The sequence below is a fragment of the Legionella cherrii genome, assembly GCF_900635815.1.
Lineage (GTDB): Bacteria > Pseudomonadota > Gammaproteobacteria > Legionellales > Legionellaceae > Legionella > Legionella cherrii.
Genome location: NZ_LR134173.1, coordinates 2,323,380 through 2,336,217 on the forward strand (window position 1 = coordinate 2,323,380; position 12,838 = coordinate 2,336,217).

Here is a 12,838-nt window from a genome sequence, read left to right on the forward strand (position 1 = left end):
GCCCCGAATTACGCTGCGTTAATCCTACGAAGAAGAATTAAATGTTACATCTTATATTTGATCGTTATTGGGATATTTGCTTATTAAAAGATAGCCCAGAAAATACCCCTTACTCTGTTACTCGAATGATTTTGAGTGGCGTTTTGTTGGCATTACTTATGACGCTCGAATGGAATTATTCTTATTTCAACTCTTCTGAAGATATGGTAAATAATCTATTTATTTCTGTATGCTTAGTCATTTCTTATATTATCTATACTTATCTCATTTTGTATTTTAAAGGATTGACTTCACGACTCATACAAACAGTCACCTCATTATATTGTATCAATATCATCATCCATATACTGGTTATTCCTTTATTGATCCTTGCACCTTATTTATCGCTTATTCATTTAAGAAATCCTTTATTTTTATTTATGGGTATTGTCTATTTATTCTTAAGTCTAGGCTTGTCTGTCTGGCAATTTGTTATTACAGCACATATTTATAAGTTCGCATTAAGCACAACAGCGATTCAATCGGTATTAGCTGCTTTTGGTTTAATTGCGGTTAATATTTTAACAGTTTCTTTTTTACAATGAGATTAGGATTATCATGCACATACATATTTTAGGTATAAGTGGAACTTTTATGAGCGCCCTTGCTTTACTGGCGCGTGATGCCGGATATAAGGTTACTGGAAGTGATGCAAACTGTTATCCCCCGGTAAGTGATTTGCTTGCAGCAAAAGGAATAGACTGGACTGAAGGCTACGATGATACTACCTTAGCTTTGCAAGCAGATTTGATTATTGTAGGTAATGCAATAAAAAGAGGTATGCCTGTACTTGAAGCAGTTATTGAATCAGGCAAACCATACACTTCTGGACCACAATGGCTTGCTGAAAATATTTTACCCAGATATCAAGTAATAGCAGTTTCTGGTACCCATGGGAAAACGACGACCACTTCAATGATAGCCTGGATTCTCCATCAAGCAGGTCTTAATCCCGGCTTTTTAATTGGTGGGGTATCCTCCGATTTTAAAACGAGCGCATGTCTAGGCTCAGGCAAATGGTTTGTGATTGAAGCAGATGAATACGATAGCGCTTTTTTTGATAAACGTCCCAAGTTTATGCATTATCGTCCCAGGATTGCTATTTTAAATAATCTCGAATTTGACCATGCCGATATTTATCCTGATTTGGCAGCAATCCAATTGCAATTTCATTATCTATTACGAACAATCCCTGCGAGTGGCGTTGCAATTAAACCTCGAGATGATAAAGCACTGAATGAGGTGATCGCTCGTGGTCAATATTCACGCGTTGAAGAACTGGCTTTGGATAGCAATGCTCAATGGTCAGCTCAATTGATCGAAGAGAACGGTTCAGCATTTAAAGTCCTGCATCAAGGTGAAGAGGTTGCGGAAGTTAGATGGCCTTTAATAGGGCGTTTTAATGTGGAAAACGGTTTAGCCGCTCTTGCCGCAAGTGTTAATGCAGGAGTCAGTCCCAAAATTGCTGCTGAGGCGTTAGAACGTTTTACTCCAGTAAAACGTCGTTTGGAGATTCGATCGAATAAGCATGGCATCACTGTTTATGATGATTTTGCACATCATCCTACGGCAATTATGCGAACAGTTGATGCTTTACAACGAAGTAACCGGCATCAACGCATATTTGCAGTATTGGAATTTGCATCGTATACCATGCGTACTGGTGTTCATGCTGATGAAATGGCACAGGCATTGAAACCTGTTCACGGTGCCTATGTTTTAGAGCCACATGATTTTAATCTGTACGAAACGCTTAGCAACTGGACTTGCCCGTATAAGATATGTAAAAACCACGATGAAATAATTAATGAGGTAACGAACATCGTGAAAGAGGGGGATGCTGTTTTAGTTATGAGTAATCGGGGGTTTAATGGGATTCATCAAGGCTTAATTAATGCAATAGATGAACGGTTTTCAAGATAAATTGGTGTGGTGCTGTCGGAGTCTGGAGCACTGTGGCTCGGAGTAGTGCAGCGTAATTTGGGTATCGACCCGAGTGCAATGAGGGAGCTCCCATAGTAAACACTGTGCTGCTGCGTGGAGATCCCTGGTTGCACTCGGGATGATTGGGGACTGAATTATCCTCGAACGCATTGGACATAAAAAATTAGAAAAGAAACTTTTAATTCTTTTTATGTTCAAATAGTTAAATTAATAGTTGCAATATTTTTTATAGGTTGCTATAAAAAATGGAGGCGTTTACATTTTTGGACAAATGACGCGTTGCAGTTATTGCGGGTCACTATTTGCAGGAGGGACGCAATGACAAAGTTTGCCGAATTTCAGCAAAATGCAAAACAAATAGCGACGTGTTTAGCAAGAACTCATGGACAACATGTGGGGTGTTTAGGTTTTTTTTCATTACTCATTTCTAGCCATGCTGCCATGAACGATGCAGCTACAATAAGTATGCTGGCTGACAGTTTAGATGAAACCTATGAATTAATCCCATATGCTAAACTCGTCAAAAAAGATCCACAGTTAACCCTAGATGATTTCAATGAATTTAGAAGAAAGGTTATTATCGGAATATATTTGGTAAAGTGGTTTCAATGTAATTCCTCGGTTAACAAGTATCTTCATCATTCTTTAATTGAATTATTTCGAAGTCATCTAGGAGTTCAATCCATTGAGGAGATAGATCGGGATTTTTATGATTCATGTCTGAGCGATCTCAGTTATTATTGCACTTTTGTATATGAGCGGCGCGAAGAAAAAACATATTCTGATCTAAACAAGCAATTAGGAGCAACAATTCAAAAAGACATTCATGAGGCAAAATATTTTTTATTGGACAGAAATTCTTCATCGTTGTATCAGTTTTGTAGAGGAATCATGGATTCTTGAGGAAAGAATATGTATTAAGGAGGATGTATGACTTTTATCCCACCAGCATTTGAAACATTTAAAATCAGTACCCTAAATCTGAAACCTAAATACTCTCTTTTATTGGAAAGATATAACATAATGGATGGTACTATTAGTGGCGGATCAACATCTTGCCTTGAGGTACTAATCGCCAGAACAAATGATGTAATAACATGTAAAACGGATAGAGAGTCACAAGTTGAGGTATTCAATTTATTAATTAATGAGCTCCGTCAAATTCCCAAAGAAGATGAGAAACAAATCGAACAAGGTGCTTTATTTTTGTTGGGCGCATTACTTCATCGCTATTTTCGCTTAATTAAAGAATATGATGATTTTAATAGTTATGCGTCCTGGACCATCTTTGGCAAATGTGAAGTAACCAGTTGTCGGTTATTCTTAGCTATAAGGAAAGCCTTGCATTTTAAAGAGATAGAGGTTGTTAAAAAGAGATTTAGAGAAGAAGATTTAAAAATTCTTGATGCGGTCACCGCAGTAGAGGCGTTGGAAACATTCCGCGACAATATGCTGATGGAGAATAAAGAGAAAGTTCCTCAATTTATGAAATATCCCCATTTTGCAAAAGATGAAAATTTTAAACAGTATTTAGGGGACATGATCAAAGAACAGACCAAACGTGGTGAAGCATGCTTGCGCCGGTTTAAAGCAATCCATTTTGTTCAATCTCTAGCACTGCAAATCGAAGAAGAACGTAAAGAGGTTGAAAAAGATATAGAAAAATGGAGTAAGGCTATTGCAAAGGATTATAAAGATTTTAATGCATTTCGACTTTTAAATGATGTAGCTATTCTTGAAAGTATCATGAAGCATGTCAAATCAGAGAGATCAAGAAACATAATATTCAAATTATTTTATACTCCTTTTATCCAAGACAATTTAGCAGCTACGGATCACAGTACGTTCCAAACAAAAATGAAAGAATGCCATAATTTTACTTGCAGCTTTATGCTTTTTGGCGGCTATGCTTTATTACTGCAACAGCCCAATTTGCTTGACTCAGACTTGTTATTTACCATTCAACAGGCTTTAGGATTGGAGAAATCTCTTGATGAGTTGACTAGTGAAGATATGCGTGATGGCGTGAAATTTCTTAGAGAGTATCTAGAAACGGAACCTGCTGTTTCGAATGATGGATTAGATTATGAGTTTTTTGGAGGGAAAGAGAAGTTGAAGGGCGCTATTACAAGAGCGGAAAAAGAATTGACCTTACCTAAGGCTTCCCAAAAAGAGAGCACTGAAATAGTCTTCACCTATTAATTGATTATAAGGTAGTCTGGAAAAGCCTTAAAGAGTAATACGCTATTGAATTCAGTATGCTCGTCCAGACTACATATTATAATTTGACTGGGCCTTCGCCTTAAAAAAAGAGTTACTGTCGAGTATGTCTCTGTTTAAAAACTTATTCTCTTGCTCTACATAATCAAGATCGAAACGAAATAAATTAAATTTTGTTTTTTTATCATAAATGTCAATTTGTTCTATTCTTTTTAATTTATTAACCAAATTTATAGACAGAGGAAGTCCGCATAACTCCATAAATACTTTAATAAACCACATGGTCAAGATCATGGTCATCAACACGGAATCAGGTATTGATTTATAAAATGCAATCGTTGTAAAAATCATACTATCCAGACCTGATGCCAAAAATGAGGAAAGAAAAAATCGACCTGCCATATATCGTCCCTGAACTCTAATTTTAGTTTTGGCCATAAGGTATGAATTAAACGATTCTGAAAGAAGGTAACTGATGAAAGAAGCCAAGATAATTCTAAAGTTAGTGGCTAACAGTGTATCAAAAAGAGCATTATTTGTTGCAAAATTGGGGTTGGGCATATGGATTACGAGTTGGCCGTATAAAAAGAAAAACACATTAAATATAAATCCACACCAAATAGTACGACGTGCGTATTTATAGCCATATACCTCGGTGATAAGATCAGAAAGTAAAAACGACAGTGGAAAGATTAAGGTTCCAGCGTCTGTTGTTAACCCCCAAATACTAATTAGGCGTGGATCAAACCAATTAGCCAAAACGATGATCATGGAATAGGTTAAGGTTAAATACCATAAATAATTTGAATGAATAATAACGGGGCCATTTCTGGAGGTAGTGTGTATTGCCGTATCCATTATCACAGCGCTAATGAGAATGGGTTGAAATTCGTTTTCACGTCATAATGATCGATATTATCTTTTCGTTTTAAATAGTTTGAAACGTGATACGTAATCGGTAAAGCACATACTTCATACAAAACTTTGAATAAATACATCGTGCCGATGATTTGCCAAATTCCTGCGTAAGGTATTATGAATAAAAAGGCAATATGAGTAAAAATCAGGGTATCAATACCAACGCCAATAACGGTACTTGTAATTGCACGAAGCCAAAGTCGCTCTCCGGATGTCAGCACTTTCAGTTTGGCCAAAATTATTGAATTGGTAAATTCACCGAAAAAGTAACTGATGATTGAAGCTAAGAAAACCCTTAATGTACCATGGTATATCGTCGCATATGCTTCTTGGTAAGGCCAATAGGGTGATGGGGTCAAATAAATGGTAAGCCAGGTACCTAAAAATACGATAGTATTTGCGAGTAGTGCCATCCAAATAATTCGTCTGCTTACTTTGAATCCGTACACTTCGGTTAAAATGTCATCAAAGACATAAGTTAACGGAAAAAAAACTAAACCAGCAGCAAAACTGATTGAGCCAAAAGCTGCGATTTTAAAAGCAGCTAAATTCGATAAGATTAAAAAAGTTGTAAACAGTATTCCTACACTGATGACACTGGATTTGTTTGCTGCACTTTGCTTTGGAAATTTTTTAATTAAATCGAGATTATTGGTTTGTTCTGCAGAATACAAAGCTGCAATATGTGCGACATCTTCATGCGAAAAATTATCCAGCCATTTTTTTTGATACAATTCACTCACAGGCTTATCAAAAGTTTCTGCTTTACCGGTTACTTGGACTTTAACATAAACCTTCTGGGTATTTTGATAGTTGTCATCAATTCCAATAATCCGATATGCATTAGAAATAATTTTATCGGCTGGTACTTGAAACAGTTGTTTAATTTGATGAAATAATTTATTGATCATGGTTTTATATGAGGAACAATAATGTCTGACCTATATATTATGCCTAAGAATAACACAAAAGTCAGTACACTTGTGCCCGAAACGCTTATTGGTACTTCAATTCAAATGGAGCCCCTAGCCATAAAGCATTATGAATTTTTGCGTTCTCCTGCTGATGATCCGCGCATTTGGACTTATATGCCAAATAAAGCGAATGGTGGGTTTTATGAATCTTGGTTTCAAGACTGTTTGATGAAGCAGATTCAAGGCATACAACTCACATATGTAATAAGACGAATTAAAGATAATGCATTAATTGGAAGTCGTGCCTATTATGAGATAGAGCCACAGCATAAAAAGTTGGAAGTTGGTTACGGTTGGTTTACTCCATCAGTATGGGGTAAGCGATATAATCATGAATCTTTGTTATTATTATTTCAGAATGCGTTTGAAGCATGGAACATGAATCGAGTCCAAATCGCAACAGATCCATGTAACGTCAAAAACTATAATACCTTAAAAAAATTAGGTGCAACGAAAGAAGGTATTCTACGCCAGCACATGATCCATCATAATGGTCACATAACCGATACGGCTTTATTCAGCATACTTGCTGAGGAATGGCCTGGTGTGAAAAAGAGGTTGGTGGAGCGATTAGAACATATAAGGGGGCGATGATAGAGAGACCACCTACTCGATTTGCTGGTTACACATATTAACTAAAAAGTACAGGAAATAAATAAATTATATAAAAAAAAGCTTTTATATTGTTGTAATAAACAAAAAGACTTATAATTGAGCACTTTTTTATGGGCGCACCACTATGTCTAAAATAATTGCAACACCTAAGAACTCTTTTTTTAATGATTTACTAATAAAGCAACATTTTTTAACTCAACCTAATGCTCCTTTTAATTGGGATGAGATGATTGCTAAAAAAGAAAATATAAAAAAAATAAAACGCGATCAAGACGGCGATGCCCTCTATGCTTACCTTGAATGTCGGTTCGCTCATGCCCATGCCAAACTCTTTAATGCTAAATTAAGGGAAAGAATTGCAAGCGCGAATGATATGGAACACTTGGAAGTTCGAAAAATCTTAGCATATTTCATTAGCGAGGATATAAGTAAGCACTCTTCTCCGAGCTCCCAAATTAATTCTTTTCGGCGATGGCTAGATACAGCGCTTATCTTGAGGAAAATGCATAATTATGAAGGATATTTTTTGGTGCGTGACACTTTAATGGAAATCGATAGAGAGTATCAATTAACTCAAAATAAGATGTTTAAACCCTATCTTAAAAAGTACCACCAATTGGTACAAATTGATGCCACACTGATTGATGAGCAGTTAAGAGCTGATTACAGCAGAATTTCATTACACGATTTTGCAAACCCAGACGGTTTTGCCAAGAGAGGGAAGGCGAGTCCGGAGCTTAAAACATTTTTTGAGGGGAGAGAGTACATAGAGTCTTGTATTAAAAGAGAGATAAAGGAAGCTCAGGAAGAATGTCAAATTAAGCATTTTTGTCACTGGATTGACATAGCGATTAGTCTAAGAAAAAAACATAATTATGAGGGATATTTTTTAGTGATTAGCAATTTACAATTGCAAGATAAGATCATTCAAGGCGACTTTCCTAAGCCTTATCTCAAAAAGTACAATCAACTCCTTGAGCATGCTAGTCCTTTCGGCAATTTTGCAAACCTTAGAAAATTATGGGATGAAGATAATTCTCCTAATAAATTAAGAGCTACGTTCTACTGGTCCAAAGAGTTAGCTAATCTTAACGAAAAAATGGATCAGCAAGAAGGTAATGGGGGAGTTCTCGCCTCAATGCATCAAGAAAAAAATAGAAAACTTGCTCTTATCAACCAAGAACAGCAAAGTTTTGCTGATCACGCTGTAAGTTATTCAACGACCATACCGAAGCATTTAGATTCAAAGTTTGCCACGGTCGAGGAACAATACAAAAACAGTAAAGATGAAGTCAGTGTAGCCAATCCATAGATCCAGGAGGGGAGTAAAAGTTTAGAGGAGTACCAAGTGAAAAGGATTTGTCTCCCAAAGGTACTTTGAGAGACAAATCCTTGCAACTAGCGACTCTTAAACTGCATCTCACCATCTTTATAAGTTACTTTAATCGTTTCACCTGCTTTAAATTTCCCTGTCAATATATCTTGAGCCAAAGGATTTTCCATTTGTTGCTGAATGGTACGTTTTAAAGGTCTTGCACCATATACGGGATCGAAACCTGCTTCTGCTAAATGCGTTAAAGCTTCCTGAGTTACATCAAGATGAATATCCTGATGCTTCAGGCGTTTTTGCAAATAGGCAATTTGGATCGCAGCAATTTTTGCAATTTGCTCCTTTTCAAGTGAATGGAAGACCACAGTATCATCAATACGATTAATAAATTCAGGACGAAAATGCTGTCGAACCATTTCCATTACTGCATCTTTAATTTGTTCGTATTTGAATTTATTACCCATTTCTTGGATTAGGTTGGATCCAAGATTTGAGGTCATAACAATAATGGTATTGCGGAAATCTACGGTACGCCCCTGGCCATCTGTCAAACGACCATCGTCCATGACTTGTAACAGTATATTGAACACATCGGCATGCGCCTTTTCTACTTCATCAAGTAAAATCACAGAATAAGGTCTACGACGAACTGCCTCTGTTAAATATCCTCCTTCTTCATAACCTACATATCCTGGTGGTGCTCCAATCAGACGAGCAACAGAATGTTTTTCCATAAATTCGGACATGTCGATACGCACCATGGCTTCTTCAGTATCAAAGAGGAACGAAGCTAATGCCTTACATAGTTCTGTTTTACCTACACCAGTTGGGCCAAGGAATAAAAATGAGCCAATGGGGCGATTAGGATCGGATAAACCAGCACGTGAACGGCGAATCGCATTGGACACAGCATCTATGGCTTCATTTTGGCCTATAAGACGATTATGCAATACTTCCTCCATACGCAGTAATTTTTCCTTTTCGCCCTCCATCATTTTGGCAACAGGTATCCCCGTCCATTTAGAGACGACTTCTGCAACCTCATCTTCTGTCACTTTGTTACGTACTAATTTATTCTCATGAGATTCTACTTCAGCTACCTGGGCTAGGCGCTTTTCAAGTTCTGGGATACGACCATATTGTAATTCAGACATACGACTCAGATCCCCAGCTCGGCGTGCAGTTTCCATTTCAAGCTTTGCCTGTTCCAGTGACTCTTTAATTTGTGTGGCTCCTTGCATGGTTGCTTTTTCAGCTTTCCATACTTCTTCCAAATCAGAATAGTTATGTTCCAACTCGTCAATGGTATGTTGCAAATCTTCAAGTCGCTTTTTAGATGCTTCATCATGTTCTTTTTTGAGGGCTTCACGTTCAATTTTCAGTTGAATCAAACGTCGCTCTAATTTATCCATACTTTCTGGTTTTGAATCGATTTCCATACGAATCAAACTTCCTGCCTCATCGATTAAATCAATCGCTTTATCCGGTAATTGTCTGTCGGTAATATAACGATGTGATAAGGTAGCCGCTGCGACTATAGCTGGATCAGTAATTTCAACTCCATGATGTACTTCATAACGCTCTTTTAAACCGCGAAGAATAGCAATTGTGTCTTCAACACTGGGCTCATCAACCAAAACTTTCTGGAAGCGTCGTTCTAAAGCGGCATCTTTTTCGATGTATTGACGATATTCATCTAAGGTGGTTGCACCGATGCAATGAAGTTCGCCGCGTGCTAAAGCTGGTTTCAACATGTTACCTGCATCCATTGCGCCTTCAGCTTTTCCAGCGCCAACCATGGTATGAATTTCATCGATAAAGAGAATAATCTGACCTTCTTGTTTGGCTAAATCATTAAGAACAGCCTTAAGTCGTTCTTCGAATTCACCGCGATATTTTGCTCCAGCGATTAGGGCGCCCATGTCTAAAGAGAGTAAGCGTTTGTTCTTTAAACCTTCAGGAACCTCGCCATTAATAATGCGCTGAGCCAATCCTTCAACAATCGCGGTTTTTCCTACACCGGGTTCACCGATTAAAACCGGATTGTTTTTAGTGCGTCTTTGCAAGACTTGGATGGTTCTACGAATTTCATCATCACGGCCAATTACAGGATCTAATTTACCTTGTTCCGCACGAGCGGTTAAGTCAAGCGTATATTTTTCTAAAGCCTGACGTTGCTCCTCGGCGTTAGGATCGTTAATCGTTTCACCACCTCGTAGTTCTTTAATTGCGCTTTCGATGGCTTTAACTTCGCCACCAGCTTGTTTCATGATCCGAGAAAGACTACCTTCTTCGCTAATTGCTGCTAAAACAAAAAGCTCACTGGAGATAAAATTGTCTTTCTTTTGTTGGGCTAGCTTATCCGTAAGATTTAATAACCGGTTTAATCCATTGGAAATGTGGATATCACCGCCAGTTCCAGATACTTTAGGTAGTTTATCCAATGCTTGATCTAATAGTGTTCTTAATAGAGGGATATTAACTCCAGCTTTATTAAGCAAAGGCCTGCAACTCCCTCCTTGCTGATCGAGAAGCGCCTTCATTAGATGTTCTGGCTCTATAAAGCCATTATCTCTTCCTAGAGCCAATGATTGGGCATCTGCTAAGGCTATTTGAAATTTTGATGTTAGTTTATCCATTCTCATAATATATAACCTTTTAATAGGTGTTAATTTTCTGCAAATGTTCACCACGTTTCATCTTGAGCGATCTTAATTCAAAAAAATACCTGGATACGAATGAGCACTGCGTATTTTTCATGGTTGAGATTGTACAACCCGCTCTCAAATACAGCTTTTTCCCACAGTATTCAAAATGTGGCGAATACTTACAATTTTCTTGTATCTACCGTAAAATGAGGTTTAATTTAATTATTTCAAGTGACTCATTATGACAAATGACCATTCTTCTAATTCTACTCCGGATTCGCAAGCTTTGCTGAACCAAATTATCATTGATTATATGAAAGAGGCAAAGAGGAAACGCAGATGGAAATGGATAATGCGTGTTATTTATTTGTTAATTATTTTATTTATTGTCTATCGCGTGTCATTAAGTACTAATGAAGACTCAGGCCTCAATGTCAAAGATCATGTCGGTGTAATAGATATAACCGGTGAAATGGCTGAAGCGAAAGCCAACGCAGATGATTTCGCCAAGGGATTGGATTCAGCTTATAAAAATTCGGGGTTAAAGGCATTAATTATTCGCATCAATAGCCCTGGAGGCAGTCCGGTTCAGGCTGAGTACATGTATAACATGATAAAGTTTTATCAAAAAAAATATCCGGATATAAAAATATATTCAGTGTGTGTGGATGCGTGTGCGTCTGCTGCATATTATGTTGCTGTTGCAACGGATATGATTTATGCAAGCCCTGCAAGCATGGTGGGGTCTATAGGTGTTTTGTATAATGGTTTTGGTTTTGTTGATCTGATCAATAAAATTGGTATTTCTCGTAGATTACAAACATCTGGTGTAAATAAGTCATTTTTGGATCCTTTCTCTCCTGAAACCGATTTTGCAAAACAAAAATTGCAAGTGATGCTGGATCAGGTTCATCAACAATTTATTAATAGAGTAAAAGAAGGGAGGGGAAGTCGTTTACATATTGATGATGAAACATTTTCTGGACTGTTTTGGACTGGTGAACAAGCTTTAACTATGGGGTTAATTGATGGTTTTGCGAGCAGCGGACAGTTAGCTCGTGACGTGATTAAAATTCCTGAGGTTATTGACTACACACATAAGCAAAATCTGTTTGATCGCGTAACTAGAAATCTGGGAACTGCTTTGGCTGACGAGCTTCCTTTAAGTTTTGGAGCCAAACAAGGGTTTCAATAAATTTGTAGTTTGGATATTTTGTAGCCCGGATTAGCGTAGCATAATCCGGGCTACAGTCCTGAAAAGGGAAACTCCCTAACTCGTTCAAAGAGGGGGGATAGGGTTCACAATAATTTTTTTATTTCAAAACAGGTGAAATCGTTTGTAATAATGATTTAAATACTTTAGGAGTTCCTGCAACAATGTCTCCGTGCTTAAGAAACTCATCACCTCCTTGCAAATCACTAATTAATCCGCCTGCTTCTCTAATTAATAATGATCCTGCCGCAATATCCCAAGGACGCAAGCCTAATTCCCAAAAACCATCAAGTCGCCCACTTGCCACATAGGCCAAATCAAGCGCTGCTGAGCCAGTTCTTCTAATCCCAGCACATTTACCCAATAAAGCTTCGAAAGTAGGTAAGTATTTTTGTGCAATACTGATATCACGCGATGGGAAGCCAGTTCCTAGAAGTGAAGATATAAGTTGTGTCTGTTTGGAAACACGTATTCTACGATCATTCAATCGTGCTCCGCGCCCTCGGCTTGCAGCAAAACATTCATGTCTTAATGGATCGTATATAACCCCATGTTCTATCCTTCCTTTCACTTTCAATGCTATAGAAACGGAGAAGAATGGAAAGCCGTGTAGATAATTGGATGTGCCATCGAGTGGATCAATAATCCAGATTGATTCTCCATCTCCTTCCTGCAAGCCACTTTCTTCGGCAAGAATACCATGCTCTGGATAGGCCTTATGGATTGTATGGATAATTGCTTGTTCGGCTTTGATGTCTACTTCACTAAAATATTCATGGTTATTTTTAGCGGTAATTTTAAGACGATCCACTTGCTCCATATGTCGAATAATAATTTCACCGGCTTGTCGTGCTGCGTTAACTGCTATATTTAAAAGTGGTTCCATGAATATACTCTTTAATCTACAAAACCGGTGATTCTAACATATTTTTTTTGA

Annotated in this window: 11 protein-coding genes; 7 read left to right on the forward strand and 4 right to left on the reverse strand. The window is 37.6% G+C overall.

Features of this window, described 5'->3' with window-relative positions; all coding sequences use genetic code 11:
* Positions 1–41: 41 nt before the first annotated feature.
* The 4 genes from EL022_RS09795 (at position 42) to EL022_RS09810 (ending at position 4,185) form a co-directional block, all read left to right on the forward strand.
* Complete coding sequence (locus tag EL022_RS09795; protein WP_028381850.1) at positions 42–584, forward strand: hypothetical protein; 543 nt, start codon at positions 42–44, stop codon at positions 582–584.
* Between the two features lie 13 nt (positions 585–597).
* Positions 598–1,962, forward strand: a complete 1,365-nt coding sequence (mpl, locus tag EL022_RS09800) for a UDP-N-acetylmuramate:L-alanyl-gamma-D-glutamyl-meso-diaminopimelate ligase (protein ID WP_028381849.1) — start codon at positions 598–600, stop codon at positions 1,960–1,962.
* A gap of 339 nt (positions 1,963–2,301) precedes the next feature.
* The gene (locus EL022_RS09805) at positions 2,302–2,886 is read left to right on the forward strand and encodes a hypothetical protein (RefSeq protein ID WP_028381848.1); all 585 of its coding nucleotides are present in this window, start codon (positions 2,302–2,304) and stop codon (positions 2,884–2,886) included.
* Between the two features lie 27 nt (positions 2,887–2,913).
* On the forward strand, positions 2,914–4,185 hold the full coding sequence (locus tag EL022_RS09810; protein ID WP_028381847.1) for a hypothetical protein: 1,272 nt from the start codon (positions 2,914–2,916) through the stop codon (positions 4,183–4,185).
* A 69-nt stretch (positions 4,186–4,254) separates the two neighbouring features.
* On the opposite strand, the gene EL022_RS09815 is transcribed toward EL022_RS09810, so the two are convergent.
* Together EL022_RS09815 and EL022_RS09820 are read right to left on the reverse strand one after the other, a co-directional pair.
* Entirely contained in the window at positions 4,255–5,061 is an 807-nt protein-coding gene (locus EL022_RS09815) for a queuosine precursor transporter (protein ID WP_051544495.1), read from the reverse strand.
* Positions 5,062–5,063: 2 nt separating this feature from the next.
* On the reverse strand, positions 5,064–6,032 hold the full coding sequence (locus EL022_RS09820) for a queuosine precursor transporter (protein WP_028381846.1): 969 nt from the start codon (positions 6,030–6,032) through the stop codon (positions 5,064–5,066).
* Between the two features lie 21 nt (positions 6,033–6,053).
* Here EL022_RS09820 and EL022_RS09825 point away from each other — a divergent pair, with 21 nt between their 5' ends.
* Together EL022_RS09825 and EL022_RS09830 are read left to right on the forward strand one after the other, a co-directional pair.
* A complete protein-coding gene (locus EL022_RS09825; RefSeq protein ID WP_035901164.1) occupies positions 6,054–6,689 on the forward strand; it encodes a GNAT family N-acetyltransferase in 636 nt (211 codons plus the stop codon).
* Positions 6,690–6,834: 145 nt separating this feature from the next.
* The gene (locus EL022_RS09830) at positions 6,835–8,022 is read left to right on the forward strand and encodes a RasGEF domain-containing protein (protein ID WP_028381844.1); all 1,188 of its coding nucleotides are present in this window, start codon (positions 6,835–6,837) and stop codon (positions 8,020–8,022) included.
* A gap of 86 nt (positions 8,023–8,108) precedes the next feature.
* Here the strand turns inward: EL022_RS09830 and clpB are convergent, their stop codons facing one another.
* A complete protein-coding gene (clpB, locus tag EL022_RS09835; protein ID WP_028381843.1) occupies positions 8,109–10,685 on the reverse strand; it encodes an ATP-dependent chaperone ClpB in 2,577 nt (858 codons plus the stop codon).
* A gap of 244 nt (positions 10,686–10,929) precedes the next feature.
* Here clpB and EL022_RS09840 point away from each other — a divergent pair, with 244 nt between their 5' ends.
* A complete protein-coding gene (locus EL022_RS09840) occupies positions 10,930–11,883 on the forward strand; it encodes a S49 family peptidase (RefSeq protein WP_028381842.1) in 954 nt (317 codons plus the stop codon).
* A 118-nt stretch (positions 11,884–12,001) separates the two neighbouring features.
* Here EL022_RS09840 and EL022_RS09845 read toward each other — a convergent pair whose 3' ends face one another.
* Positions 12,002–12,787, reverse strand: a complete 786-nt coding sequence (locus EL022_RS09845; RefSeq protein ID WP_028381841.1) for an inositol monophosphatase family protein — start codon at positions 12,785–12,787, stop codon at positions 12,002–12,004.
* Positions 12,788–12,838: the final 51 nt, after the last annotated feature.